The following is a 25,324-nucleotide window of genomic DNA, read 5'->3' as shown; positions in this document are numbered from 1 at the left end:
GCTGAGCAGGAAGGGTCTTGTGGGATTTTCTATGCGTGGCGGATTTTGGAGCGACGATGAGTACTCGATTCAGAATAACCATTGAAGACTGGGATGGAGACGGAGCCATCCGCATACCTGACCAAGCCCTGCAAGAGCTCGGCGTTGACGTTGGAGATTCGCTCTATCTGATTGAAGAGTTCGTCGGTACCAGTCGCTGTTTGGTGCTCTCAAAGACGCCAAAAATTCCGGATCGCGTGGATGAGCTATTTGGCGTTTAAATACTTATTGCCATATTCCAATATGCTCGGCTACTAGCCTGTGTTCTAGTAGCATAGAGAGTTCGAACTTGCAGATCGTCAATTGTCTATCCAGGAGGTAAGGGAATGAGCACTGAAGAACTTTATATTTCTATAGATATCGAGGCTTCGGGCCCGATCCCTGGAGAGTACAGCATGCTCTCCCTTGGGGCGTGTGTTGTCGGGCGCCCAGATCAGGCTATCTACCTGGAGCTAAAGCCAGACAGCCCCAAGCACGATCCTGAAGCGGTGGCTATTACGGGATTCGATCTGCAGGAGTTGACAGTTACAGGAATTGTTCCCGTACAAGCGATGCAGAGGCTTGCGGAATGGTTGGCCAATGTCAGTCTGTCCGGTCGAAGAGCTGTATTTGTCGGTCTTAACGCTCCTTTTGATTGGTCGTTTGTCAATTATTACTTTCATAAGTATGTGGGGGAGAACCCCTTCGGGTTTGCGGCACTTGATATCAAGGCCTATTACATGGGGGCTTTCAATCTCGATTGGAAGCAGACCAAATCATCGCACATGAGTGCAAATCTACTACCGCAGTCATCTCCCACGCATAATGCGCTGGATGACGCGCGCTATCAGGCAGAGCTTTTCCAGTTGATGCTGCAGCGTAGGGCAGCGCTGCCCTGATCAGTTGGCCAAGGCGGCTTCCACGCACTTCCCGTCACGGAACAACCACGCCTTGATGCCGTCGGGTTCTGGGGATAACTGGTTATTCATGTTGAGACATCGCTCCCAGCTTCGGGAGCGACGTCTGCGCGCTTGCTCTGCGAACTCGGTTACACCGACGCGCCTTCAGTACCGGTCCGGAAATCGAAACTGGTGGTCAGGCCGCCGTCAGCCATCACCTCGGTACCGTTGAGTGCGGAGGAACCGTTCGACAGCAGAAACAGCGCCGCAGAGGCGACTTCGGATGCCTCTAGAATGCGGCCACCGGGTTGACGATTCGCACGTGTAGCTTCGAACTTGCCAGGATCAGTGGCCGAAGACATGTGACGCTTGAAGAGGCCCGCCATCATAGGGCCAGGACTCAGGACGTTAACTCTTACGCCTTGACGTGCATGGTCCATTGCAACCGTACGGGCCAACTGTCGCACTGCACCTTTGGTTGCACAGTAGGTTGCTAACTGCTGTTCGGCGAAGGTGGCATCAATGCTTGCCACCGCGACGATAGGGCCGCCGCCTACACCAATCATCAGCGGCAGCATAGCCTTCATTGCCAACGCCGTGCCAGTCACGTTGATTCGCAGCGAGCGCTCCAGTTCTTCTTTGCTCGTGTCGAGCAGGGTGCCTACATGGAGGATCGCTGCAGAGGTGACCAAGCCGTAGCTTGCATGGTTCTGGCTCTGCAGGATTTCGACCACGTGTTGCCACGTTTTTTCTTCCGACACATCGCCGGAAACATGGGTGTAACCATCGCGGTCTTTCAACTCTGCACTGGCGTCGCTGATGTCGACACCGATGGTAGTGACGTCGCTCTCCACCAGCATCTGGCAAAGGTCGCTACCGAGGCCAGATGAGGCTCCGGAAACCACCACGACCGCTGGAAGCTGGAATGCTATTGAAGGAGTCGTAGTCATGTTGTTTCTCCAATGACTGGGCTGAGAGGAAATTAGCGACCCATCGCCTTGTAGCAATCGTTGAAATTCGTCTTGGTGATGACGTACTGCGGCAGGTAGTTAACAGGCTCGACTTTCTTGCCATCCAGCAAGGCCGCAATGGCCCTTGCAGCGTTCACTCCGTCTTGTACCGGCGACTGCAGAACGGAGGCGTACTGGGCGCCGGACTCAATGTTGTTCACGCCTTCGATGCTGCAGTTACCACCCACCATGACGATCGACTTTGGGTCGATCCCGGCACGCTGTGCCGCGATGACAGCACCGGCCAACATGTTGTCTGCTTGGCTGTACATGCCTTTAACGTTCTTGCCGTATTGGGTAAAGAGGGAAGCGGCAGCATCGGCAGCTTTGCTCTGATCCCAGTAGCCGGGTTGGAAGGCCACAATCTTGATTCCGGGAGCGAGCTTGCTCAGCTCGTCACGGAAACCTTGTTCACGCTGGATTTGTGGAGCTGTACCCGGGATGCCGATAATCATCAGGATCTCTCCGGTATCACCCAGACCTTTTTCTTTGAAACCCTGGACCATTGCTTGAGCGGCCAGCGTGCCCATGCCCACGTCGTTAGGCCCGGTATAAGCATCCCAAAACTTGGAGTATTTCGGGTCTGGCATGGAATTGACGACCACCAGTGGTATGCCAGCGGCTTTGATCTTGCGCAGCGAAGGAATGATCGCGCTCGAATCAGCTGGCCAAACAGCAATGGCGTCCGGGTGCTCAGCGATCGCCTGATCTACCTGCGTGGCCTGTTCAGCGGCATCGTAGTTGTTCATCTTGACCGTTAGATTCATGCCTTCCTGCTCGGCAGTGGAACGGAAGGCTTTATGTGCGATTGAGCAGTACTCGCACTCTTCCGTCACAGTCAGATAGATCACCTTCGCACCTTTGGCGCTTGCACTTGCGGTACTACTCAAGCTCATCGCTGATAAGCCGAGGGCGCAGATGCCTGCGTAAGCCAGGAAGCGTGCTTGACCAGCGATGTTGAACAGTGAATTAAGCGGCTTAGCTTTCATGAGATTTCTCTTGTTGTGCTTGTTGTTGAGAGTTGGCTATGAAGGTTCAGGCTTGCGCTGTGCGGGTACGAAACCAGTGACCCAAGCGACCGTCGAACATCACCACGAGCAAGAGCACCATGCCGTTGGCGAATGCAATAGCGGCGGCGCTGGCCCCCCAAAGACTTAATCCGTTGTTGAGAGCTGTTAGGATCAAGACCCCAACCAGAACCCCTCCAACACCACCGACGCCACCCGAAAGTGCGATACCGCCGACGATCGCCGCGGATGCGGCCTGCAGTAGCAGATTGCTGCCCATGGTCGCGGAGGCCGTTGCGAGGCTGATAGACAGGAGCGAGCCCGCAAGTGCTGCGCATACCGAGGAGAAGACGAAGACGAATATGTAAACCCGCGTGGTGGAAACACCGCTCGCTTTCGCTGCCAGTGCTTTGCTGCCGGTTGCGAAAATGTTTCGACCCAGTCGGGTGTACTTCAGGAGCAGATACATCAGGAGGAACATGCCCAAGGTGAGCAGGCTACGTACGGAGAAAAAGCCGAGAATGCTGTCGTCCAGCAGGCTGCCTGCATCGAAGTTTTCCGTGTTGATCACCTTGCCGCCCGCGAGCCAATAGGCGAACCCACTAAGCGCGATCATGGTTCCGACAGTGATGACGAGCGAGGAAAGACGCAGCCATGCGAAAACCAGGGCGTTGAAAAGCCCGACTGCAGCCGCGAAAGCCACTGCCGCGAGTACACCGCCGAGCAGGTGATCGCTTCCGCCAACCTTCAAGGTTATCAGGCCGCTGACCGCTACCATGGAGCCCACACTCAGATCGAATTCACCCACCAGCATGGTTGCCGCCAGGCCTAGGGATACCAGCCCTAGTAATGCAAAGGCCTGGAGCAAGGCATAGGCATTACGAGAGCTTCCGAAGCTATCGAGGGTCACTGCGAAGACCAATATCACCAGCGTGAGCAGAGCGAATCGAAACAAGCCGGCATTGCCGCCAATAAACCGCAGTCGAGATGAAGGCAGTAAGAAAGTCATCACGATTTCCTCATTTGAGTTGCGAGGGCGCCCAGGACGACGGCGGTGACGACCACCAGTCCTTTGATCATGAGTTGGATCTCGAACGACAGGCCGTTCACCAAGAGGATGTTGCTCACGATGGCCAAGAAGATGGCCCCAAAAAGCGCGTCGAGGATGCGTCCATGCCCGCCACGAATGGAAATGCCGCCTACCAGCACTGCTGCGATGGCATCGAAATCCAGGCCTGCGCCGAGCTTCATATTTCCTTGAGTGGCTTGTGAGGCAAACAGGGCTCCGGCGATTGCAGCCGCGCCCCCAGCGACGATGAAGGTGATCACCAGGGTGCGTTCGATTCGAATCCCCGCTACCTTGGCTGCTGTTCGGTTCATGCCTATCAGTCGCAGTTCACGGCCGAAGCGGGTCCGTTGGACAATTAACTCCGCTGCGATCGCGAGGGCCACAAACAGCATCAGCTGATTCGGCACTAGGGAAGCGAACTGCCCGAGGCCCAGCCATGAGGCATCACCTTGTCCAACGATAGTCAGCCCTCCAGAGTACAAAGCACCAAGTCCCATGATGATGGATGCAACCGCGATGGTCGCGATGATGGGGTTGACATTACCGACGCCAACGACCAGGCCCTGGATCAGTCCGATAAGCACGCCGACGGCAGCGACAATGAGGATCGCGGGCACTAACCCGAACTTCAGAAAGGAGGCGAAGACGATTGAAGAGAGGGCAGCAGTGGCAGCCATGGAAAGCATGAAAAGGTTGCCGCTCAGCGTGATAAAAGCCATCCCAACGGCGGCGATACCGATCGCCGAAACCGAGTACATGATCGAGTGAATGTTGGCAGTGGAGGTGAAGTTTTCAACTCCTAAGCATGCCCAAATCAGCAGCACCAGAATGGCCAATTTCAGGCCATTAGCTTGCATCCGCTCCGGGCGAAACAGCGTTTCCATCAGCGACAGGGGACGAACGCGGCCGTCATCGACCTTTTCAACTGCCCGAGCAGCAGCTTCGGCGGGAGACACGGTAGCGTCTGGCTGAGTGTGTTCAGCGCTCATTTGATAGGTTTTCATGCTGTTTTCACCTCAGGTACCGGACCGTGGATGATGTCGTTCAGGATGCTGCTCATGCTTACGTTGACGACGCTCCGGTCGCTCACCACCGAGCCTTTGAAGACGGTGACTACCCTGTCTGCGAGCTCCAGAACTTCTTCAAAGTCCGTCGAGAAGAAAACGATGGTCAGACCTTCGCGAGCCATGTGCCGCAACTGGTCGTAGATCTCTGCGCGGGCACCGATGTCCACGCCTCGCGTGGGCTCGTTGAGGACCAAAAGTTGCGGATCAAGCGCTGCCGCTTTGGCCATGGCAACTTTTTGCTGGTTACCACCGCTGAGGTGTGAGACTTGGCTGGGTAGTCGGCGCGGATCGATGGCAAATCGCGCAGCGAGGGCGCGGGCTGCGTTCGCCTCTGGTTTACCACGCATCAGGCCCAGGCAGGTCAAACGGGACAGGATGGAGGCTGTGGAGTTGATGGCGACGGAGGTGTCCAAGAATACGCCTTTGCCCGCGCGGTCTTCGGGTACATAAGAAATGCGGTTGGACAGCGCCTTGCGTGGAGACTGGATGTCAACGGTCTGTCCGTCGATGGCCAAATCTCCGCTGTGCGAACGCATGCCGGCGATAGCCTCCGTCAGCAAATCTGCCCCGGAGCCCAGTTGGCCTACCAGGCCCAGAATCTGACCAGGCTGAACGGAAAGATTGAGCGGGTGGACCTTGCCTGGGATTGAGAACCGCTTGAGCTGCAGACGCGGTGTGCCACCTACAGCCTCAGGGATTTCCGACAGCGTCCGTCGATGCACGTCGCGGCCAATCATGGCCCTGACTAGCGAATCGGAGTTGAATTCTTTGGTGGGACGAGTCGAGATATGTTGCCCGTTCCGAAACACGCTGATACGGTCCGTCAGCTCGAACACTTCATTGAGACGATGGCTGATGAAGACGACCGTGGTGCCATTGTCTCGCAGCCAACGAACAACTTCGAAGACACGAATGATCTCGCTATCCGACAGGGTGGCAGTGGGTTCGTCCAGCATGAGGATCTTGGCGCCGCGCATCACGCATCGCGCGATCTCCACCAGTTGCTGTTCAGCCAGAGAGAGCTCTTTTGCAGGTTGGTAGAGATCAACGTGCTTGAGCGCCAGAGCGTCGAGCTGTCGTCTCACATCCGCTTCGAACTCGGAGCGTATATACAACTGCTTTACGCGCTCATCGCCCATCAACACATTGTCGAGGACGGACAGGGCCGGGATGATCGAAAGCTCCTGGTGGACAATTGAAATCAGTCGTGGGTCAGTCCGTTTACCCGGTTTGAGCAATGTTCCATCCACGACGATCTGGCCGGCAGTTGGAGCCACCAACCCGCCAAGGATTTTAACCAAAGTGCTTTTGCCAGCGCCGTTTTCACCGCAGAGACCCAGAATTTCGCCTGCGCGTAATTCGAAGTCCACATCATTGAGTGCGAGAATACCGCCGTAAGTTTTGCGTAAGCCGACTACGATTAAAAGTACATTGTCTTGCATGACAATCTCCTGTTTTTATTTTTTTTCTAAGAAATGCCCTTGCGGTACTGAATCCTCAGATCGCAGAGAAATCACCCGATAAGTAGTCCACCTGGTGACGGGTAATTCTCAAGTCGGCTACCTCCTGTTTGACTCGAGCGTGTTCGGGGTGTGTGGCGTAACCGCTTAAAGCATCTTTGGACTCGAACTCGGAATACAGGACAACATCGCAGGCATACTCTATACGGCTAAAGTCCACGCCAATCTCGAGATGGGTCATGCCTGGTATTTGGCCGCGGAGACTCTCAAAGGAGCTTTTAATAACTTTTACTGCTTGCAGCCGTTCTGCATCGTTATCGCCTTTCAAGTTCCACATCACGATGTGCTTGATTTTGTCGCTCATCTCACTTGTCTCGTTGTCAATAGGTAAAAAGCCGAGGGCGATAAATGCGGCTGAGCACTGGTGACGTTGCTCGCTCAGGAGCTGGACGGCCGGGTTCGGGGAGGCGCTGTGAGAAACTGAAACCGGACATGCTGGTCACCTATTTTTTATTATCAGCGCCGCAGGGGAGGCGCGCTTATGGTCTTAGCTGTAGCTGTAGCTGCTAGTCGTTAGGAGTGACGCTAACGTTTCGTCTGTGCTAGATAAATGCCGCATCTGAAATTCATTATTTCGATAGTGAAAAACCGCTGCAGAGTCGAAATGGCCTGATTTGCAGCTCAGTTTTCCATAAAGTGAAAAACTGTTTTTTATCCAGGCTAGGGTTTGTAGGGGGCTCTTTTGATAGGTTGCATTTGTTGCAACACACAACTACAAGAAGGCAGTCGAATGAAACTGGAAAATAAGAACTTCATCATCACTGGTGCTGCGCAGGGGATCGGTCTCGGTATCGCCCAGCGTTTGGCATCAGAAGGTGCTGCAGTAGGCATCGCCGACCTCAACCTGAAAGCCGCCGAAGGTGCTGCCAAGCAAATTGAAGCCAACGGCGGTCGTGCTGTGGCGCTCGCTGTCGATGTCACTGACCGTGAGGCCGTTCAACAGGCTATCGCTCAGTTTGTAGAGCGGTTCGGTCGCCTTGATGGTTACTTCAACAACGCCGGCATGAACGTCCCGATGCCATTCCTAGACGTGACAGAAAGCAACTGGGATCTGATCCTGAAAGTGAATGGGTTGGGCGTGTTGATTGGTATTCAGGAAGCGGCCAAGCAGATGATCAAGCAAGGCTCGGGTGGCAAGATCGTTAACACCGCTTCGATCGCCAGCCGTCAAGGCTACGCTGATTTCGCTCCATACTGTTCGAGCAAGGCTGCGGTCATTTCCCTTACTCAGGCAGGCGCCCGCGCGCTGGCAGATCATGGCATCACCGTGAATGGATTCGCTCCAGGGGTGGTTGCCACGCCGCTTTGGGAGAAGCTAGACAAGGATCTGATGGAGATGGGCGCCAGTGAAAAAGAAGGTGAAGCGATGGAAGCCTTCTCCCAGTCCATTCTTCTGAAGCGTACTGCGAGGCCTGAAGATATCTCTGGTACTGCGCTATTCCTGGCTTCGGCGGACTCAGACTACATCACTGGCCAGATTATCCCAATCGACGGAGGCATGATTCTCGTATGACCACTCCACTTATTGCATGGATCGGCCTCGGCAAGATGGGCGCACCGATGTGTGATCACCTGCTAAGCGCCGGATATTCCCTCCGGGTGTTCGATGTGAACAAGGACGTCACCGAATCATTCGTTGACAAAGGGGCTGAGGCGAGCGACTCGATTGAGTCCTTGGTAAAAGGGGCGGACATCGTAGTGTCTATGGTTCCTGATGATCCCGTGCTATTGAAGGTCGGTGAAGAAGTACTCGAACACCTGTCCCCAGGGAAAATCTTCGTCGACATGAGCACTGTGTCCCCAGCCGCCTCGGCCACCGTTGCAGATTTGGCAAAAGCCCGCGGCGTCGATTACGTCTGTGCCCCAGTCTCAGGAAGTACTGAGCTCGCGCGCAAAGGGCTGCTCACCGTCTTTTCCTCCGGTGCTGCCGAGGCGTGTGCGCTGCTGGATCCGGTATTCGCGACTTTCGCACCTACCCGTTATCATGTAGGCGCTGCTCAGCAAGCGCGTTATATGAAGTTAGCGATCAACCACATGGTTGGAGCTACCGCAGCGCTGATGGCTGAAGCGCTGGTGCTCGGGCGTAAAGGCAATATCGAGTGGGATGTCATGCTCGAGGTGATGGGGGCGAGTGTCATTGCTTCGCCGCTGGTCAAGTACAAGCTTGAAGCGCTCAAGACGCGTGATTTCACTCCGGCGTTTACCGCTGCGCAGATGCGCAAGGATTCGGGACTTGTACACTCTGTGGGTAAAGCAACGGGCGCTCATATGCCGATCGCTGACCTGGTCTTTGAATACTTTCAAAACTATGCGAAATATAGTCCCGATAATGATTTCTTTGGTGTTGTTGAAGAAGTCGAGTCGAAGTCAGGCATCACTGTATAGGTAGGGTATTTTACATTTCCAGCCGCGGATAAATATCCGCGGCTTTTGTATTTCCGCGTAAATATTGTCCGGCCAGTTCTTGAGGGAATGGGTAGCCATGCCAGCAGACGTCGCCGAATACATCAAGGTTTTTGACCTTATGGTGCTCCGTTGGAGCCAGGAGCTAAGATTCTTCTAGCGAGGCACGCTGCTAAAACTTTGGCGGTAGCAAAGGGCTTGGTTTTGATCGGGTGTTGGTGCTACCGGCTGAAAGCCAACTGCATTTCGTCTTGGATGGCCGAAAGCCTTTCCCCGCAAAAGATGAAATAGCTCAAAACCAAATGTATGTCGCTATCACGCGAGCGCGATACAGCCTGGGGTTCATCGTGCCCGACAAGAAGGTCGCTGGTTTACGGTTCCCGACTTGGGCTACAGCCCCTGCTTGACGGATGACGTTTGGGATGAGGTGCCTAAATTTCTAGGTGTGACTTAGGTACTACCAGATGAATTGGGGCAATATGTCGACACCTCTTGCGGGCATCCGTTTGAGCTTGTTGAAGGAGTTGAGATCAGATGTCTGGTCCCAGCTCCCTCAGGGCGAGAACTCCGTTTCGCCGTTGACACTAATGTCAGCGTTCGATGGCATTCAGTACGAAGTCAAAGTCCAATGTAAAGAATGGATCTGCGGAGTTTTCCCCGTCCGGGGTAGCTCCAGCCGGGTGCTCTACCCACTCTGCGATCAGAGATGAACGCACTCCAAAGACGGCGTCTGAATCAAGATACTCTCCACCTTCCCTGAAAACGTGCGTGACGAGCCGTTCATAGCCTTCCGCAGTGATCATGAAGTGAAGATGCGCGGGCCGCCATGGGTGGCGATTGAGCGCTTCAAGCATTTTCCCAACAGGGCCATCGTGAGGGATCGGATACGGCTCCGGGACGATGGTCCTGAAGTGAAAGCGTCCCTCGTTGTCGGAAGTGATTACACCGCGGCCTTGGTAAGCGTCGAGATTCGGCTTCTGAACATCGTAAAAACCGTCGTCGTCTGCTTGCCACACTTCAATCTGGGCATGAGGAATTACCTCTCCCTTCATGTTCCGAACTTTGCCTTGAACAAACCATCGGGTGCCCGGTAATCCGTTCGATAGGTCACTTCCAAGCTCATACTGAGGAGAGTTTGCGACGTGGAACGGGCCGAATACCGTGGCTTCAGTACAGCCATCGGGCTTGCGGTGATTTTGTGCTGTGACGAGCGTGGAAAGCCCCAGGGTGTCGCTGAGCAGAATGAACTCCTGGCGGACAGGACTGCAGATCTGGCCAACTGCAGTGAGGAATTCGATACCCTTTTCCCACTCTTGTTCGGTGAGCTGAACTTCTCTGGCGAAGGAGTGCAGATGCTGGACTAAACCGGTCATGATTTGATGAAGCCGACGATCAGCAGTTTCAGCGTTGCGCGCAAGCACTGCTTGCGTGATCGTCTTTTCGTCAAGATTTCGCATAATGGTTGATCTCCACCTTTTTTATCTTTTGGGCCTGAGAGGCGTTTTGGTCGCTGCCCCAAGGCGCCGAGATCGATCATGATGGGCGATTGCCTTCATAAGCGTTTTGCAACAACCCACGGATGGCCTCGCGCTCGATAGGACGTGGATTCCAATAGGGATTGGAGAGCGCAATGTCGGTGGCAACATCCAGATCTGCTTCTTCAAGGCCGATATCCTTCAACGCCAAAGGGGCACCCAGCGAGGCCGCCAAATCGTAAAGAGCCTGCCCAGCGGTTACTCCGCTGGCACCTAGTGCTCGGACGATACGAGCAGCGGCATCAGGGGCTGCTTCGGAGTTGTATGCGATAGCGTGGGGCAGAACGACGGTGTGGGTCGGGGCGTGGGGCAGATTGAAACTCCCGCCCAGGGTGTGGCACAGCTTGTGGTGCAGTGCCATGCCTACGTTGCCCAGCACAGTTCCACACAGCCAGGCACCGTACAGGCAGTCGCCCCGGGCTGAGACATCTGTTGGCGCATCGACGATGCGACGTAAGCCCTGGGCGAGCGCTCGGATGCCTTCCTCTGCGAGGAGGGCCATCACCGGATTGCCGTCTTGCGCGTACAAGCCCTCCGCAGCATGCGCGATGGCATTGATACCACTGGTGACTGAAAGCTCTACCGGCAGGGAGATGCTGAGATCCGGATCGTAGATAACTGTTTTAGGCAGGACACGTGGATCCTTACCTGTCTTTTTAATGCCGGCTTCGGTCAGGCCGTAGACAGGCGTCATTTCGGAGCCCGCATAGGTGGTCGGGATCGCGAGAATGGGCAAGCCAGAATCCAGGGCAATGGCTTTGCCCAGGCCGGTTGTCGATCCGCCACCGATCGCAATTGCACAATCTGCACCGAGGCGCTGTGCTACGTCGCGAGCTTCACGCGCGGTTTCGATCGGAACGTGCATCACGGCTTTGTCGAAAACGCCTACTGCGCGGTCGCCAAGCATCTTGGCGATCTCATCTGCTTGCTGACGTTGTTCAGGGGTGGAGAGCACAAGCGCGCGTCGTGAGCCGAGGCGATCGATTTCTGCCTCAAGGGATTTCAAAGAGCCTTGGCCAAAAACTACTCGCCCAGGCTGGGATACGTAGGTGAAATTCATCGGTTGTCTACCAGGTTTCCAGAGAGAACGATCAAGCGATTGGGGTTGGCTGGTATGCCAGAAGCTTCCACTCGTCAGCCTCGTTAACCCACACGGCCAGCGCTTTGTTGCGTAGTTGCTTGCGAACACCGCCCGCAGTGATTTCCCCGTTCATTTCGCCGAAGACTAGGGCGGTGGTGCCGTGAACCTGGATCTTTTCGATCGGGTGGTCGATGTGGTGGTAGACGTAAAAACCGTCGAGACACTTCTTGAGATAGCTGTCGACACTATCCACCACACCGTTGGAGTGGGCGTAGGACAGGTCGGGGTGGGCAATCGCAGAAAAGGTATCGAAGTCGCCGGTCAGGATGGCGTTGTAGCGGCGTTCTTCAAGCCCGCGAATGGTCGTTTCAACATGATTTGGAGTGGTCATAGCGTTCTCTTTTGTCTGATGAGGGCAGGGGTGAAAAAACTCAGCAGTGCACGTAATGTCATTGATTACGTTGCTGGTTTCAGACTATCTCCAGCCCTGATTGCAAAGGAACGCAAAATCTGAAAATCATTTTTTCTGAGATGAAAAACCAGACTTGCCGACGAAGTTTTGTTACTAAAATTGAAGAGCTACATAGAGCGGCGTGTACTGCCGCTCTAATTAGATAGGTCTAATTATTACTTAGTGGTGAACTCAGGGAGGATATACTGTTGTAATTCGTCGATTACTTCCAGCGCGGGCCGGTGGGTAGGCTTTAGATTCAGTGCAACGTGGTTGATGCCTGCATCGCGCTGTTTTGCGAAGAAATCGATCAGAGCTTTGCGCCCTCCGCGCAAGATACGGCCGGTTTGGAGAGGGGCATCAGGGTTGTTGCTCAGATCAAACATTGCACCGTAACCGTAAGGCACAAAGCCGCGCGAAGCCGTCAGCTCACGCCAGTGACCGACCACATCAGGCATGCGCAGCGGGTCACCATGCCAAATCCAGGCATCAGCATTCTCGGCGAGCCATTCTATTGTTTGACCCGCGCGGCCAATGGCGATGATGGGAAGTCTACGGGCAGCAGGTTTCGGGATGAGGTCCAGGTCACCCTGGAGTTTGCCGAAGTGGCGAGTATTAACGGCAGGAAAGCTCTCCGAACTGAGTGTTCTCAGCAAGCTGAACGCCTCCTTGAAGCGGTCCGCCCGACTCGCGTAGTCGACGTCAAAAGCGGGATACTCTGTGGCTCGGTCTCCTGACGCAAGCCCGGCCAAAAAACGCCCCCCCAGCAGTTGATCAGCTGTGGCAATTTGCTTAGCGGTTACGATGGGTTCGCGAAGCGGCGCGACCACGCCTGCCGTACCAATTGCGATTCGTTGAGTGAAGGCTGCCAGCCAGCCAGCATAGACCAGCGGGTCCAAGGCCTGACCTACATCGCCAAAGGACGGATCGTAGAAGGGCACATCGCGCAGCCACAAAGCAGAAGCGTCTGATTGATCCAGGCGCTGAACAATCTCCGATTGATCCAAAAGATTTGGGATTGGGCTATCCGGGTAACCGCTGGCGGGAGCGATGAAGCCGATGCTCAATTTGCCAGGGCGAAATGTACCGGTAAAGGAGGAATGGTCGTCGAGCACGGTGGGGTTGTCATGGTGTTGCATGGGAATACCTCTGATACAGTGAATGACCCCATCCTAAGAAAACAGACCACCGCTATCCCTGACTTTTGGGATCAAGAGTCATGAATCTTCTTCCAAAATAGCGAGCGGGCCTGCGTGTATCGTGCATCCACTAGTGTGAATAGCGCTGGACGTATGAAAAATATTTTTGATCACCCAAATAATGCTGGGGTCAAGCTTTACTATGTTTACCTCTGAACGTTTGAAGGGCATAGACGTCTTTGTTGCCGTCAGTCAGACCGGTAGTTTCACCTCTGCAGCTGATAAATTAAGTGTTTCCAATTCTGCGATAAGCAAGAGCATTTCCCGGCTCGAGCGCAGGTTGAGTGTCAAGCTCTTTCACAGGACGACGCGCCGATTATCACTGACAGAAGCGGGGAAGGTTTTCTATAAGACCTGTTCGCGGGTGCTCGACAAGCTTGAGCAGGCAGAGCATACCCTGCGTAACGAGCAAGGTGAGGTCGCAGGGCGAGTGCGAATTGATCTTCCTGCATCCTACGGGCGGCGGCATGCTCTGCCAGCCATACTCAATCTGGTAGACATCTATCCAGATCTTCAACCTCACATATCTTTCACCGATCAGTTTGTCGACCTTCTCGTACAGGACATCGATGTGGTTGTCCGTATTGGATGGCCTGATCCGTGGCTTGAAGGCGTCAGGCACCATCAGTTCGGCAGCGAGCGGCTTGTTTACTGTGCGGCTCCGTCCTACCTGAACGATCATCCAGCACCGAGTAGTTTCGATGAGCTAGAAGCCCATCATCTAGTGCTATACGGACGCACCGATGGAGTGCTCAGTCCTTGGTATCTCGGTGACGGATCGACAGGCGAGCGGCAGAGACGCTCGATGCCCGCAAGGCTCGCGGCGGGAGACGGGGAAGGGGTGATGATCTCCGTTCTCGCTGGTTTCGGAATTGCCCAGCTCCCGACCTGGCTAATTCAGGAATATTTGGACCGAGGGGCTCTAATCCAGGTGCTACCTGAGTTGGCAAGCAAGGGTCGCCCCATGCACTTAGCGTGGCTGAAGCGAAGCGAGTCGCTGCCGAGAGTCGAAGCCGTAGTCGGTTGGCTTAAGCAAAAGCTAACAGATCCATGCCCATCGAATCCTGATTATTCGTGAATCCCGTTCATTTAATAGATGAAAATATGCCGCAGATCTGAATGATATTTGCGAATAAAATGTGCCCATTCCCATCTGGAGGTACATTACACATGTCCGCTTATGATTCATCCATACCCGTAGCTTCTACGGCCCGAGGCACAGGGTTGAGCATTGCAATCCTTGCTTTCTCTGCGTTTCTGATCGTTACAACCGAATTCCTTATCGTTGGGCTGTTGCCAGCCCTTGCACGCGATCTCGGAATCACAATCTCCGTTGCAGGCCAGCTCGTCACGCTTTTCGCATTTACGGTGATGATCTTCGGTCCGCCCCTCACCGCAGCCCTGTCGCACTTTGATCGGAAGAAACTGTTCATCGCCATTCTGCTGATCTTTGCTGCAGCGAACGCTTTAGGCGCCGCTTCAACGAATTTCTGGGTGCTGGCAGTCGCGCGCTTCATTCCGGCGCTTATGCTCCCAGTTTTCTGGGGCACTGCGAGTGAAACCGCTGGCAAGTTGGCCGGTCCGGAGAAAGCAGGTCAAGCGATTTCCAAGGTGTATCTGGGTATCTCTGCCGCTATGCTGCTGGGTATTCCGCTGGGTACCGTGGCCGCGAATGTCATCGGCTGGAGGGGGGCGTTCTGGGTGCTTGCCGGTCTTTCTCTGATCATGGCGGTGGCAATGATGGTGTATATGCCGCATGTAGAACGCACTCAGAAGGTCGATTTCCTGAAGCAGGCGCGTATCTTCAAGGAACCTTTCTTCCTCGCTAACGTGACACTGTCGATCGTAGTGTTCACTGCGATGTTCGTCGCTTACACGTATTTGGCTGACATCCTTGAGCGCGTCGCCGGGGTTGTACCTGCGCACGTTGGGTGGTGGTTGATGGCCTTTGGCGCTATCGGTCTGATCGGTAACTGGATTGGCGGCAAAGCCGTTGATAAGTCTCCAATCAAGGCGTCTGCACTCTTCCTGGTGTTGCTGGCGATCGGTATGGGTGCAATCGTTCCGTTGGCTCACACTGGGATCGTCTTCTGCTTGGCTTTGGGCCTGTGGGGCATCGCGAATACTGCGCTGTACCCGATTAGCCAGGTTCGGGTCATGAATTCGGTTACCCACTCCCAAGCGCTGGCTGGTACCACCAATGTTTCCGCAGCTAATGCCGGCATTGGCTTGGGCGCAATCATCGGCGGGATGACCATCCCAAATCTGGGTGTAGAGTATTTGGGCTATGTGGCCGCTGCCGTCGCTGTGCTGGCTCTGATTTTGATCCCCATCGTGAACAAGCTCGCGCCACGCAGCTAATCTCCAAGGCCCGGCAAAAATCCGGGCCTTTCTTATTTAATTTTTTCACAACCGTCCACATCACCTCACGCTCGAGTGTGAATGCGCTCAGGCGACCAGGTTCTGCCTCTAGCCCAGTCCTCAAGCAATTGATGGTCAACCTGGCCATTGGCGTCTACCTCAGTCTGGAGGTGTCAGGATCGGGAAAGCCTTGTATCGAAAGGAACATCCCCCGCCATCGACGAAAGTAATTCTTTGATGTAAGGCGTTTCGAGCTCTAGAACGAGGCCTGGGGCGTGGTCTCCGACCTTTCATCAAAACGCTTGGTCGAGGGCGCCCGCGCCTAAGCGACCGGCTGATGCTTGACGGCATGCTGTGGTTGCTTACCGACAAGGGCTACGACGCCGAAGTGCTGCGGCGCTACTCCGATCAACATCGAATGCGGCCTATTATTCCGCTGCGCCCAATGAAGCGCAAACCCAAACCTAGCTTACCCAAATTGTTTGATCGGCCTTAGTACCGGCTGCGCAGTATCACCAAGACTGGCTAAGAGAGAACCGCAGGTATGTGACACGCTTCGACAAGCTTGCGAAAAGCTATGCCGCCATGCTCTCACTGGCGTGCACCAAACGGTGTTTGCGACATCTCTTTACGTACAGAGTTTAGGGTTTCCGGTTAGAACTACAAGCTAACCCGAGCAATGGCAGGTGCGTTCGGCTATGATGGCGCAATGCCGTCATTGGGTGTTATGAATCTTGAAGGCGTGTGGCCTTGAGCAAGAGAACCTGCAGAACGATCAAATACCTGGAGTTTCTGAGTTATGAGTGACAAGAGTGAGCCTTGGTTTTCCCTCCGCAATGTTCGTTACTCTCGTAAAGGAGAGCATGCCATCGACAATGTCCACCTTTTGTTTCCAATGATGAGTGGGGAATTCGAGTATGCCTTGCCGAGCGACTGTTCAGATCAGGTGATGCGGTTAGTGCATTTTCTTTTCTCTTCGATTAATGAGGATGACGAATTTGATAACGAAAACTTTCAGAAGCTGCTAGGGCAACTCACTGATCCTGAAGGATTGACCATGAAGTCGCTAATTAAGGATGAGTTTCTTGCAGTTGACTTCATGGTATACAGCGCGTTCAAGGCGCACAAGGCAATCGATGAAAGTCTCGGGAAACTTCCTCCTGTAAATCTGGGACTTCGCACCTCGCTCTTGATACTTCAACGGGTCTTAGGTAGCTTCCAGTCTGTAGCAATTCTGATCAAGAACAGCATGTACTTCGATGTCAATTGCTTGCTGCGGTCGATTATGGAGCAAATTGGCCATGCGCACCAAATCCGGGAAGCAAAAAATCTTGAAGAAATTAAGAGCTTCAAGTCTACGGGTTCAATAACTCCGTTAAAGGAAGTCATTCCCGAGGCAGGGAGGCTTTATGGAGTTCTGAGTGATTACATACATAACAACAACATAATATGGGGTGTCTACATTGAAGGAGAGGAAGTACCTGATGGTGACGGGCATCGTACCTACGTGGTTACAAGATCCGGGAAGAGAACCAAGGATTGCATAGTAACTTTTTCCTACATTATTCATGCCTATCTTGCGGTTTTGTCGAAAATCTACAGTGAGCATTGCGCCGGAATAGAGAGCAGTTTTGTTCAGGTTGTTAGTGATTGCTGCGATCATATTAGGAAGATGAAGAAGGATATGGCGGATAAGTATTACAGGGAAGCAGAGCCTGCCAGCTGAGTGCTTTTGTAAGTTTGCGGATTTTGGATTTTTTTAAGCTTTTTTGTTGCGTAGTTAAACAGTGCTTTTCTTGGTGTGGCGTGTCTGCTGTCATCGCGATCGAATGAGTTACTTTCGGCTGTAATAACTGATGTCTTGAGAGCTATTACTGCAACCTTCCACCACGGAGTAGGTCGCATTGGGGGTTCAAATTAATATTTTTGTATGGCTGTTGAAGCAAAATGACCGCTTGCAGGAGGCCGCGGAGACGTTTCTCAAATGAGCTGCTCTGGTCTGGAAGATTTGGATATTGCTGATATCTTAAGCCACATCAAGGAACCGGAAGGTAAAATAGCCACGATACGCAGGGCTTTTGATGGGCCAATGCACAGCACCAATGTCGGTGACGACCTCAGCTTGTAGCGAACTTTTGATATCACGGAAATCGAAGACCTGGCACCCCAGCGCCCTTTCGAGTTCGGAAAATCGAATCGCACCATACACGAATGGTGCGTGGATGGAGAGCCCTAACCGAGAGGAAAAACCTGTAACGGAGAACGCCGTTTGAGATAACCCGATGGCTGGGGTCAGCGTTATGCATCTCGGACTTCACTGCGCCATGGACACTGCAATATCATTACGCTACCTTGCATGGCTACCCAAGCATGCCAGATAGCTTGTCGCGCATGCCACGCCCTCTGGCTTTTAACGGAAGAAACCTTTTGGATTTAGTCTCTGAGTTCATCGCGCGGTATCGCAAGGAATACGACTTCTACGAGCAAGCTTGTCGAATGGTCGCTCAATCCCTTGAAACCAATCTTCGATCAGCCGGTGTCAGGGCCATCGTTACTTCACGGGCAAAAAACCCAGCACGTTTGGAAGTAAAGGTCAAGCAGCGGGCGCTGAAGCGACAGTATGAGAGTGTCTCAGCGATATTTGACGATATTGTTGATCTCGCTGGAGTCAGGGTAGCCCTTTATTTCCCGGGGGAGCGACAGGAAGTAGGGCGGATGATCCGAGGGCTTTTCGATCTGACCGAGGCTCCCAAGGAGTTTCCGTCAACCAATGTGGAGACAGGGCCGTCCTCATACAAAAAGCGCTTTTCAGGTTACCTCGCGACTCATTATCGCGTGGTGCTAAGCAAGTCGTCTCTGCATCCATCCCAGGAGCGTTATGCCGAGGCAAAAGTAGAGATTCAGGTTGCCTCGGTGCTCATGCACGCGTGGTCTGAGGTAGAGCACGACCTGGTCTACAAACCCCTCCAGGGTGAACTCTCCGTAGAAGAGTATTCGATCCTGGATGAACTCAACGGCTTGGTCCTCACCGGCGAACTGGCGCTTGAGAGACTCCAGCGCGCAGGGGAGCAGAGAGCTTCGACTCAAGGTCGCGAATTCCAAAATCATTACGACCTAGCTGCCTCACTGGTAGAGTTGGCAAGATCAGCCTTGGGTGAGGCAACGGTAACTGACGCCGAAATGGGGCGCGTTGACATCCTGTTCCAGCTGCTCAAAGAGCTGGATTTGAACAAGCCAGAGGCACTCGTGCGGTTCGTCGAACCGCTTCACAATGACTTCGAAATGCGTCCGTTATCCGAGCAAGTCATCGATCAAATTCTTGCAGCTGATCCTGACAGGTACGCAGCTTACGAGAAGACACGCCGTGTGGAGTTGGCACCGGTTTCCTCGTTGACAAGCGGTTCATACCTCCAGCACGAAGCTATCGGTGAATTTGTACAGCTCTGGATATCCTATGAACAGCTGTTGTTAGCGGTGAGTAAAGATGTCTTCCCAGACGCGCATCACGTCACGGGCCCAATACGGGCCGTGGAAATGCTTCACCGCCTCTTCCCAAGTGATTCAGGCACCTTCGGCCCATCGGCAAGACGTCTGCAAAAGTTCCGTAATAAGCTGATCCACGGAATTGATGCACCCAGCACTGATAGTATTCGATCTGCGACTGAGGACTTGCGTGATCTGATCCGGCTGTTGGAGGCGATGGCGCAGAATGTGCAAGCGCATGGCCAAGAATCTCCTCTTCGGCACACAGCCGGGGTAGCCTCGGTTTGATTGAGCTTACTGAAGCGGTAGAGGCGATGGTCTTGCCATGTCACTTCCGCTTTAGCTCACCCCCAGTGCTTCCGGGCATCAGTTAACAAATGCGTACTGGCACGGTGGGTTTCTCATGCGGCCCCTTGCGGTACCAATGGACCTTGAGCCGATCAATCAATCTGGATAAGCCAGGTTTGGGTTTGCGCTTGGTTGAACGCAGCGGAATGACGGGCTGCATTCAATATTGATCGCAGTAGCGCCTTAGCACTTCGGCGTCGTAGCCCTGCCGGCAAACAACCATTTACAGCTTTTACACGGGCGGCATCATTGGCTTGCGGGAATGCTGACGTCATCCAGCAAAGGCTGGGCGTGTTTAATGTCGCGCAGAGCACCTAAAGCACGCCGTCGAGCCTCAGGCGGTCAATTAGGCACGGGCACCCTCGGCCATGGGGTGCGATGAAGAGATCGAAGACCACGCCCCAGGCCTCGTCCGAGAGTTCGTAACTCCTTGCCCTCACAGAATTCCTTTCCGTCGATGGTGGGAAATTTTGAGGCCAGAGAATTGGTTTCTCGCGATTTCGTACAGAGCCTAATTAGCACGGTGACTGAGGCCAGAATAAAGATATGGTGAATGCTGGTACACCTGAATTTCAAATCAGAAAAACACTTTTCCCAATTTGGCTGTTTCGATAGTTAAGTTTTACTCTAACCTTGGTGCACCCATGCTTGCTGGATTTCCAATTCAGATTAGCGACTCAAGTCGAAGTGCAAACAAAAACAAGAAGGAGTGAAAATGATCGATTCAACGCTGAGGATCGCTGTGGTTGGTACCGGTGCCAATGGAGCCTCCATTGGTGCGGACATGATACGAGCGGGCTACGACGTCACGTTTATCGAGCAATGGCCTGCCCATGTTGAGGCAATGCGAAAAGACGGGCTGACAGTTCATCTGCCGTCGGAAGTGCAAAACACCAAGGTTAAAGTCTACCACCTTTGTGAAGTAGCCGAGCTCCGGACTAAGTTCGATATCATATTTACGTCGGTTAAGACCTACGATACACGCTGGGTTGCTGAACTAGTTAAACCTCTCATGCACGAGACCTCCGTATTCGTCGGCCTGCAGAATGGCATGACTATAGATACTGTCTCAGATGTCCTGGGGCAGGAGCGCAGCGTAGGCGCGGTGCTGGGAATTGCCGCCAATATGTTTAACCCAGGCGTTGTGGTGCGCCAGGTTCCCCCAAGCGGTACCTGGTTCACAGTCGGCACCATGACAGGTGAGCGAACAGCTCGGCTGGAGCAAGTTGCAGCAGTCCTTTCGACGTCAGGGAAATGCGAAATCAGTGACGACATCCGGTCCTCGAAGTGGATGAAGCTAATTGCCAACATCCCCGAGATGCTTCCATCAGCGATCCTGAATCTGCCGCTTCTTTCGGCAGTGGAGCTACCGGGGATTCGCATGGTCATGGACGCTGCTTCCCGAGAAGCATATGCACTGGCGCGAGAGCTAAACATCGAGATGCGTCCCATCTTTGGACTCACCCGCGAGCAGATGCCGGACTCGGATCAGTACGCGCTCGACTTACTCGATGCGGTGCTCAAATACTACTCCCTCCCAGACACACGGGTGGCAGTACTTCAAGACTGGGATAAAGGTCGGCGAGCAGAGTTGGATGGCTACAACGGCTACATCGTAGAGCAGCGCAAAAAACTCGGCGGCAATGCCCCAGTGAACCAAGCGATTTTGGATATCGCTGTGAGAATTGAAAGTCTCGAGCTGAATCCAAGTCCAGAAAATGCCGGAATTATGCGTGACATTCTGACCACCCGCTGCTGATTATTCAGCGATGGCTCAAAGGCCACATCCAGATCAATCACTGAAGTGGCCTTGTTATTTCATGTTTGAGGGGATATAGGGGCGGGGGATGGTGGGCAATTGTCATTGCTGCCCCCGCTCATGACCCTTGAAACCTTGCCCAGGATCTTCTGAGCAATTGCTCAAAGCCTTTTTCTTACAGCATCCATGGACATTTAGTCAGTCAGTTTATCCTTTTTCAACTGGCAAAATGTCGGTTTCAATCTTCGCTGCCACTTTCGGGAAACTATCGGACGGCCAGCACCAAGTGGCGTCGAAGGATAGATTTTCAAGCGCCCATTCCCCGGTATCGATTGTCGTAGGATGGGAGTGCAAGCCTGCCTGGAACTAGCAGCCCTTCAACTCTAACGTCGCGCTTTCCATGAAATCGGACTGCTTGCATCACTGGTACTCTGGAGGGGGGTAGCCCTTAATAGGTTGCGATTTTTTGTAGTTGACAAAGGGGAGGGCCTTTTGAGCCCTACACTGTCCTGCGGAAACCTACCAGTGCTCTAGGAAATGTTGCTAAGCGTGAGAGGAAAAATTTTTTGTTTCCAATGAAATTCTCTCGCCGTACAGCGCGGCAGTATTTCAGTTGAGAAAAACTCAATTTCACTGACGACCTTTATCCATGGGAGTGCAGACGGTAGCGTGGAAACGCTATACGCCCAGATCTGAATTAGGCACTGAATCAGTCTCTGGCGCGATAGCCCACAACAACAAGAAATTAGGAGTTATCTATGATCGCCCTGATCCATATTTTGGACTTGATCGCCAGCTTGGCAGGTCGACCGAAGGGCAACTCGAATTTCCACACCCCCTCCTACTCTGTCGCGCCGCTTGTGATACCGCTCACCATCGCCCCTAAATCGAATGCTTTGTCCAAGCAGGTTGCTGAGTCTCGTCATCGCATTCGTATTCCTAATTTCTTAAAGGGCGCGCAACCGGCAGCATAAGTGGCCTTCTCCGACAATCATTACTTGAAGAGGTTGAGATGATTTCAAATAATACTGCCAATGGCCTGAATGGTCAGGTATTCGCGGTAACCGGTGGCGCTTCTGGAATTGGTTTGTCGATCGTGAGCGCCTTGTGCGAGCGCGGCGCCAGTGTGGCAATCCTGGATCTTCCAAACAGCCAGGGCGCTTTAGTGGCCACGCGTCTACAGGAAGAAGGGAAGCATGTGCAGTTTTTCGACGCCAATGTATCTGAATTAGAACGACTGGATGATGTCGCTGCTGAGGTGGAGAAGCAGTTGGGTCCAATTTCCGGGTTTGTCGCTAATGCCGGGATTTCCAGGGTCTGTGCAGCAATGGATTACACCCCCGAAGCGTGGAGAGAAACCATGGGGGTCAACCTTGATGGGGCATTTTTCTCAGTACAGGCTTTTGCGCGTCGAATGCGCGCTCATGGCGGCAGCATCGTGATGATCTCGTCCATCGCAGCGAAGCACGTGGTGTCGCCTGAAACCCATGCTGCCTACGGTGCAAGCAAAGCGGCAGTTGCTCATCTTGCGTCATTGCTCGGGATTGAGTGGGCTTCTCTGGGTATACGGGTCAATGCGGTTGCACCTGGATATACCGATACCCCAATCCTGCAAAAAATGAAAACGGATGATCCAAGCACGGTGGCGGCTTGGGTTAATCGCACGCACCTTGGACGATTACTTGATCCCCAAGAAATCGCCAACTCTGTGGTTTTCCTTCTATCAGGATACTCAAGCGGAATCACCGGCACAGTCTTGGAAGTAGACGCTGGTTACCGTTAAATCGATCATAGCCTGAGTGTCCAGGCCCATAATAATTCGCAATGGAAGTACAAGATGGCCAAGAAGTACCTCATCATCGGTGGCGGCACAGCTGGCGCAGTTCTCGCTGCTAGGTTGTCGGAATCTCCAAGCGCGCACGTGGTGTTGCTCGAAGCGGGGTGTGACACGGCTCCTGACGCTACACCAGCTGACATCGCGGATGCTTTTCCTGCGGCCTCGTTGAACCTGTCGTATTTCTGGAATCAGCTTAAGGCTCGCCGGAAAGTAAACGGCGTTGAATTTCCCTACGCGCAGGCGAAAGTCATGGGCGGTGGCTCTAGTATCAATGGGATGTGGACGCTCAGGGGCCTGCCTTCAGATTTTTCCCGTTGGGTAGAGCAGGGCGCTGACGGCTGGGGCTGGGAGGATGTGCGCCCTTATTTTGAGAAGGCAGAGGGTGATGTGGACAGGACGACTGCCAATCCTGGGCCGTTCAAAATTCGCAGGCCTTCTGAAGCCGAATTGCCAGGCTTTGTTAAAGCTGCACGAAATGCCCTCACCGTTGGCCGGTCGACTCCAACGGTCGAAGACATCAATGCAACCCCAGGATCGGGCTTCTTCCCCATGCCTTATGCCGCGGTGGGGGGAAAGCGATCTTCTACGCCCAGCTGCTACCTTACTAACGAGGCTCGTTCTCGCAAGAACCTTGAAATCATTGATAACGCTGTCGTGCACACCATTTCTGTTACGGGCAAGCGTGCTACCGGCGTTGTTTACAAGCGCCAAGGCAAACTGCTCGAGCTCTCAGCGGACGAGGTGATCGTCAGTGCTGGTGGCATTCACTCGCCAGCCATTCTCCTGCGCTCGGGTATCGGTGACTCATCGGACCTGAAAACGCTGGGGATCAAGACTCACATGCATCTTCCCGCGGTCGGAAAACATCTGCAGAACCATCCGTATCTTCAGATTGCCTTCACGATGCCGCGCGCAGCGCGGCAGTCTACATTGCTGCGATCTTTCGCAAGCGCCGGCGTCAGACATTCCTCAGGGTTGGCAGAGGCTACTGAAGGGGATTTGTTCCTGGCGATGCTCGGTCGTGTCAGCGCTCGGAGCTTCGGCACTGCGGTGGGGATGTTCAGCGCTGCCCTCTATGCGCCGACTTCCCGGGGTAGCGTTCAGCTCGCCTCGCCTGATCCGGAAGTGCCGCCGAAGGTGGAATTCAATTTCTTGAAAGATCCACTGGATGCAAAACGCATGATCCTGGCAGCTCGGTACGCTGAATCCATCTTCGCAGATCCAGCGTTTGAGGGTTTCTACAACGACGCTTTCATCATGCCCCCGGTCATGGCCGCCAATCAGTTCAACCGCGAGGGTATCCAAGGCTGGTTGATGAACATCGGTGCGAATGCGCTCTTGAACGGCCCCGTGGCGTTCTCCAAGCGTGTGTTGTCAAAGCGCCTTAATCCCGGTCGCTGGATTGCAAGTCCAAGCAGGCGTCAACCTCTGACTGATGAAGAAATCCTTAACGCCATTGCGCCAATGGGTCACCCTATTGGCAGTTGCAAGATGGGGCGTGCGGATGACCCTGAGGCTGTTGTGGACTCGCACTGCCGCGTCATTGGCATGGAGGGGTTGAGGGTGATCGACGCCTCGATCATGCCAGTAATCACCAGTGCTAACACCAATCTGACGACAATCATGATTGCAGAAAAGGCCTCCGACATGATTCTTCAGGAAAGTGATCATGTAGTGGCGTAACCCCCGGTGAGGCTAATGGCAATGCCGGGGGCGTAGCCGCCCCGGCATTATTTAGGCATACAAAGCGTTTGGAGGGAGTGTTACGGAGCTACCAGGTCGGATGGAGTGCTTTGGCTTGGGGCGGCAAGGTAGAGATCTGACAGAAGTTTTGGGTCACGTTAGCAGTGTCTGCGCCGGCACCTCTCTCGCTGAGATGGGAGAGCGTAGGTGATTTGCTGCGCTGGGCTACATGGTAGCGTTAGCGATGTAATCAACCTGGTGTCGGGTAATCCGTAAGTCACCGATTTCTTGCTTGATGCGCAGATGCTCCGGATGAGTAGCGTATACGTCGAGAGCCTCTCGGGACGAGAACTCCGAATACAGCACCACGTCGCATGCGTAGTCAATGCGACTAAAATCAACGCCGATTTCCAAGTGGAGTAGTCCAGGAATACGCCCACGCAAACTCTCGAAGCAGTTTTTAATAACCTCCACTGATTGGAGTTTCTCTGCCTCATTCTCGCCGCGGAGGTTCCACATTACAATGTGCTTGATATTGTCGGCCATTCAGCCAGCCCCAGATTTACGATGAGTTAGCCCCTCTCGGGACACGCT

23 protein-coding genes and 2 pseudogenes are annotated in these 25,324 nt (G+C 53.8%); 13 read left to right on the top strand and 12 right to left on the bottom strand.

Annotated features, from left to right (window positions below; genetic code table 11):
• Positions 1–56 precede the first annotated feature (56 nt).
• Together IRZ77_RS00455 and IRZ77_RS00450 are read left to right on the top strand one after the other, a co-directional pair.
• Positions 57–260 carry an AbrB/MazE/SpoVT family DNA-binding domain-containing protein gene (locus tag IRZ77_RS00455; protein WP_196172584.1) on the top strand — a complete coding sequence of 68 codons (204 nt, stop codon included), beginning with the start codon at positions 57–59 and terminating at the stop codon, positions 258–260.
• Between the two features lie 105 nt (positions 261–365).
• Positions 366–917, top strand: coding sequence for a 3'-5' exonuclease (locus IRZ77_RS00450; protein ID WP_196172582.1), 552 nt, complete (start codon positions 366–368; stop codon positions 915–917).
• Between the two features lie 149 nt (positions 918–1,066).
• Here the strand turns inward: IRZ77_RS00450 and IRZ77_RS00445 are convergent, their stop codons facing one another.
• Genes IRZ77_RS00445 through IRZ77_RS00420 form a run of 6 tightly spaced genes read right to left on the bottom strand, consistent with a single transcriptional unit; the run spans position 1,067 to position 6,894 of the window.
• Positions 1,067–1,867, bottom strand: a complete 801-nt coding sequence (locus IRZ77_RS00445; protein WP_196172580.1) for an SDR family NAD(P)-dependent oxidoreductase — start codon at positions 1,865–1,867, stop codon at positions 1,067–1,069.
• A 32-nt stretch (positions 1,868–1,899) separates the two neighbouring features.
• Entirely contained in the window at positions 1,900–2,916 is a 1,017-nt protein-coding gene (locus tag IRZ77_RS00440) for a sugar ABC transporter substrate-binding protein (protein WP_196172578.1), read from the bottom strand.
• A 46-nt stretch (positions 2,917–2,962) separates the two neighbouring features.
• Positions 2,963–3,943 carry an ABC transporter permease gene (locus IRZ77_RS00435; protein ID WP_196172576.1) on the bottom strand — a complete coding sequence of 327 codons (981 nt, stop codon included), beginning with the start codon at positions 3,941–3,943 and terminating at the stop codon, positions 2,963–2,965.
• Positions 3,943–5,007, bottom strand: a complete 1,065-nt coding sequence (locus IRZ77_RS00430) for an ABC transporter permease (protein ID WP_230386283.1) — start codon at positions 5,005–5,007, stop codon at positions 3,943–3,945. The genes IRZ77_RS00435 and IRZ77_RS00430 overlap by 1 nt, the downstream gene beginning before the upstream one ends.
• Positions 5,004–6,512, bottom strand: a complete 1,509-nt coding sequence (locus tag IRZ77_RS00425) for a sugar ABC transporter ATP-binding protein (RefSeq protein ID WP_196172574.1) — start codon at positions 6,510–6,512, stop codon at positions 5,004–5,006. Before IRZ77_RS00425 ends, IRZ77_RS00430 begins: the two co-directional genes overlap by 4 nt.
• Before the next feature lie 55 nt (positions 6,513–6,567).
• Positions 6,568–6,894, bottom strand: a complete 327-nt coding sequence (locus tag IRZ77_RS00420) for a Dabb family protein (RefSeq protein WP_196172572.1) — start codon at positions 6,892–6,894, stop codon at positions 6,568–6,570.
• Positions 6,895–7,320: 426 nt separating this feature from the next.
• Between IRZ77_RS00420 and IRZ77_RS00415 the strand changes: the two genes are divergently transcribed.
• Positions 7,321–8,103 (top strand): SDR family NAD(P)-dependent oxidoreductase, encoded by a 783-nt coding sequence (locus tag IRZ77_RS00415; RefSeq protein WP_196172570.1) that lies wholly within the window; start codon positions 7,321–7,323, stop codon positions 8,101–8,103.
• Positions 8,100–8,975 (top strand): NAD(P)-dependent oxidoreductase, encoded by an 876-nt coding sequence (locus IRZ77_RS00410; protein WP_196172568.1) that lies wholly within the window; start codon positions 8,100–8,102, stop codon positions 8,973–8,975. Before IRZ77_RS00415 ends, IRZ77_RS00410 begins: the two co-directional genes overlap by 4 nt.
• 608 nt (positions 8,976–9,583) lie before the next feature.
• Here IRZ77_RS00410 and IRZ77_RS00405 read toward each other — a convergent pair.
• The 4 genes from IRZ77_RS00405 to IRZ77_RS00390 all read right to left on the bottom strand — a co-directional run bounded on the left by IRZ77_RS00405 (position 9,584) and on the right by IRZ77_RS00390 (position 13,199).
• The gene (locus tag IRZ77_RS00405; RefSeq protein ID WP_196172566.1) at positions 9,584–10,450 is read right to left on the bottom strand and encodes an intradiol ring-cleavage dioxygenase; all 867 of its coding nucleotides are present in this window, start codon (positions 10,448–10,450) and stop codon (positions 9,584–9,586) included.
• Between the two features lie 76 nt (positions 10,451–10,526).
• A complete protein-coding gene (locus tag IRZ77_RS00400) occupies positions 10,527–11,588 on the bottom strand; it encodes a maleylacetate reductase (RefSeq protein WP_196172564.1) in 1,062 nt (353 codons plus the stop codon).
• A 31-nt stretch (positions 11,589–11,619) separates the two neighbouring features.
• Positions 11,620–12,000 carry a nuclear transport factor 2 family protein gene (locus IRZ77_RS00395; protein ID WP_196172562.1) on the bottom strand — a complete coding sequence of 127 codons (381 nt, stop codon included), beginning with the start codon at positions 11,998–12,000 and terminating at the stop codon, positions 11,620–11,622.
• A gap of 236 nt (positions 12,001–12,236) precedes the next feature.
• Complete coding sequence (locus tag IRZ77_RS00390) at positions 12,237–13,199, bottom strand: LLM class oxidoreductase (protein ID WP_196172560.1); 963 nt, start codon at positions 13,197–13,199, stop codon at positions 12,237–12,239.
• Between the two features lie 202 nt (positions 13,200–13,401).
• Here IRZ77_RS00390 and IRZ77_RS00385 point away from each other — a divergent pair, with 202 nt between their 5' ends.
• From IRZ77_RS00385 to IRZ77_RS00370, 5 genes and pseudogenes are all read left to right on the top strand, one after another.
• Positions 13,402–14,337 carry a LysR family transcriptional regulator gene (locus IRZ77_RS00385; RefSeq protein WP_196172558.1) on the top strand — a complete coding sequence of 312 codons (936 nt, stop codon included), beginning with the start codon at positions 13,402–13,404 and terminating at the stop codon, positions 14,335–14,337.
• A gap of 92 nt (positions 14,338–14,429) precedes the next feature.
• Complete coding sequence (locus tag IRZ77_RS00380) at positions 14,430–15,620, top strand: MFS transporter (protein ID WP_196172556.1); 1,191 nt, start codon at positions 14,430–14,432, stop codon at positions 15,618–15,620.
• 307 nt (positions 15,621–15,927) lie between these two features.
• Positions 15,928–16,265, top strand: a pseudogene (locus IRZ77_RS26800) (IS5/IS1182 family transposase); the annotation flags it as partial.
• Between the two features lie 154 nt (positions 16,266–16,419).
• A complete protein-coding gene (locus tag IRZ77_RS00375; protein WP_196172554.1) occupies positions 16,420–17,346 on the top strand; it encodes a hypothetical protein in 927 nt (308 codons plus the stop codon).
• A 644-nt stretch (positions 17,347–17,990) separates the two neighbouring features.
• Complete coding sequence (locus IRZ77_RS00370; protein WP_230386284.1) at positions 17,991–19,391, top strand: RelA/SpoT domain-containing protein; 1,401 nt, start codon at positions 17,991–17,993, stop codon at positions 19,389–19,391.
• 142 nt (positions 19,392–19,533) lie between these two features.
• On the opposite strand, the pseudogene IRZ77_RS26795 reads toward IRZ77_RS00370, so the two are convergent.
• Positions 19,534–19,766, bottom strand: a pseudogene (locus IRZ77_RS26795) (IS5/IS1182 family transposase); the annotation flags it as partial.
• Between the two features lie 400 nt (positions 19,767–20,166).
• Between IRZ77_RS26795 and IRZ77_RS00365 the strand changes: the two are divergent.
• The 4 genes from IRZ77_RS00365 (at position 20,167) to IRZ77_RS00350 (ending at position 24,730) form a co-directional block, all read left to right on the top strand.
• On the top strand, positions 20,167–21,210 hold the full coding sequence (locus tag IRZ77_RS00365) for a ketopantoate reductase family protein (protein WP_196172552.1): 1,044 nt from the start codon (positions 20,167–20,169) through the stop codon (positions 21,208–21,210).
• A gap of 758 nt (positions 21,211–21,968) precedes the next feature.
• Positions 21,969–22,184 (top strand): hypothetical protein, encoded by a 216-nt coding sequence (locus tag IRZ77_RS00360; protein ID WP_196172550.1) that lies wholly within the window; start codon positions 21,969–21,971, stop codon positions 22,182–22,184.
• A 38-nt stretch (positions 22,185–22,222) separates the two neighbouring features.
• Positions 22,223–22,993, top strand: coding sequence for an SDR family NAD(P)-dependent oxidoreductase (locus IRZ77_RS00355; protein WP_196172548.1), 771 nt, complete (start codon positions 22,223–22,225; stop codon positions 22,991–22,993).
• 54 nt (positions 22,994–23,047) lie between these two features.
• Positions 23,048–24,730, top strand: a complete 1,683-nt coding sequence (locus tag IRZ77_RS00350) for a GMC family oxidoreductase (RefSeq protein WP_196172547.1) — start codon at positions 23,048–23,050, stop codon at positions 24,728–24,730.
• Between the two features lie 225 nt (positions 24,731–24,955).
• On the opposite strand, the gene IRZ77_RS00345 is transcribed toward IRZ77_RS00350, so the two are convergent.
• Positions 24,956–25,276 carry a Dabb family protein gene (locus IRZ77_RS00345; RefSeq protein WP_196172545.1) on the bottom strand — a complete coding sequence of 107 codons (321 nt, stop codon included), beginning with the start codon at positions 25,274–25,276 and terminating at the stop codon, positions 24,956–24,958.
• Positions 25,277–25,324 lie beyond the last annotated feature (48 nt).

The sequence above is a fragment of the Pseudomonas pudica genome, assembly GCF_015680405.1.
Classification (GTDB): Bacteria; Pseudomonadota; Gammaproteobacteria; order Pseudomonadales; family Pseudomonadaceae; genus Aquipseudomonas; species Aquipseudomonas pudica.
Note: the sequence above shows the minus strand (reverse complement) of the source record. Positions and strands in the feature narration are given on the sequence as shown.

What these genes read in the sequence shown, in the direction of transcription:
- IRZ77_RS00455 (WP_196172584.1), top strand. Translation starts at nt 57, where the DNA reads ATGAGTACTCGATTCAGAATAACCATTGAAGACTGGGATGGAGACGGA.
- IRZ77_RS00435 (WP_196172576.1), bottom strand. Translation starts at nt 3,943, where the DNA reads ATGACTTTCTTACTGCCTTCATCTCGACTGCGGTTTATTGGCGGCAAT.
- IRZ77_RS00345 (WP_196172545.1), bottom strand. Translation starts at nt 25,276, where the DNA reads ATGGCCGACAATATCAAGCACATTGTAATGTGGAACCTCCGCGGCGAG.
- IRZ77_RS00445 (WP_196172580.1), bottom strand. Translation starts at nt 1,867, where the DNA reads ATGACTACGACTCCTTCAATAGCATTCCAGCTTCCAGCGGTCGTGGTG.
- IRZ77_RS00440 (WP_196172578.1), bottom strand. Translation starts at nt 2,916, where the DNA reads ATGAAAGCTAAGCCGCTTAATTCACTGTTCAACATCGCTGGTCAAGCA.
- IRZ77_RS00400 (WP_196172564.1), bottom strand. Translation starts at nt 11,588, where the DNA reads ATGAATTTCACCTACGTATCCCAGCCTGGGCGAGTAGTTTTTGGCCAA.
- IRZ77_RS00355 (WP_196172548.1), top strand. Translation starts at nt 22,223, where the DNA reads ATGATTTCAAATAATACTGCCAATGGCCTGAATGGTCAGGTATTCGCG.
- IRZ77_RS00420 (WP_196172572.1), bottom strand. Translation starts at nt 6,894, where the DNA reads ATGAGCGACAAAATCAAGCACATCGTGATGTGGAACTTGAAAGGCGAT.
- IRZ77_RS00415 (WP_196172570.1), top strand. Translation starts at nt 7,321, where the DNA reads ATGAAACTGGAAAATAAGAACTTCATCATCACTGGTGCTGCGCAGGGG.
- IRZ77_RS00450 (WP_196172582.1), top strand. Translation starts at nt 366, where the DNA reads ATGAGCACTGAAGAACTTTATATTTCTATAGATATCGAGGCTTCGGGC.
- IRZ77_RS00365 (WP_196172552.1), top strand. Translation starts at nt 20,167, where the DNA reads ATGATCGATTCAACGCTGAGGATCGCTGTGGTTGGTACCGGTGCCAAT.
- IRZ77_RS00395 (WP_196172562.1), bottom strand. Translation starts at nt 12,000, where the DNA reads ATGACCACTCCAAATCATGTTGAAACGACCATTCGCGGGCTTGAAGAA.
- IRZ77_RS00370 (WP_230386284.1), top strand. Translation starts at nt 17,991, where the DNA reads ATGCCAGATAGCTTGTCGCGCATGCCACGCCCTCTGGCTTTTAACGGA.
- IRZ77_RS00360 (WP_196172550.1), top strand. Translation starts at nt 21,969, where the DNA reads ATGATCGCCCTGATCCATATTTTGGACTTGATCGCCAGCTTGGCAGGT.
- IRZ77_RS00390 (WP_196172560.1), bottom strand. Translation starts at nt 13,199, where the DNA reads ATGCAACACCATGACAACCCCACCGTGCTCGACGACCATTCCTCCTTT.
- IRZ77_RS00410 (WP_196172568.1), top strand. Translation starts at nt 8,100, where the DNA reads ATGACCACTCCACTTATTGCATGGATCGGCCTCGGCAAGATGGGCGCA.
- IRZ77_RS00380 (WP_196172556.1), top strand. Translation starts at nt 14,430, where the DNA reads ATGTCCGCTTATGATTCATCCATACCCGTAGCTTCTACGGCCCGAGGC.
- IRZ77_RS00430 (WP_230386283.1), bottom strand. Translation starts at nt 5,007, where the DNA reads ATGAAAACCTATCAAATGAGCGCTGAACACACTCAGCCAGACGCTACC.
- IRZ77_RS00350 (WP_196172547.1), top strand. Translation starts at nt 23,048, where the DNA reads ATGGCCAAGAAGTACCTCATCATCGGTGGCGGCACAGCTGGCGCAGTT.
- IRZ77_RS00385 (WP_196172558.1), top strand. Translation starts at nt 13,402, where the DNA reads ATGTTTACCTCTGAACGTTTGAAGGGCATAGACGTCTTTGTTGCCGTC.
- IRZ77_RS00405 (WP_196172566.1), bottom strand. Translation starts at nt 10,450, where the DNA reads ATGCGAAATCTTGACGAAAAGACGATCACGCAAGCAGTGCTTGCGCGC.
- IRZ77_RS00375 (WP_196172554.1), top strand. Translation starts at nt 16,420, where the DNA reads ATGAGTGACAAGAGTGAGCCTTGGTTTTCCCTCCGCAATGTTCGTTAC.
- IRZ77_RS00425 (WP_196172574.1), bottom strand. Translation starts at nt 6,512, where the DNA reads ATGCAAGACAATGTACTTTTAATCGTAGTCGGCTTACGCAAAACTTAC.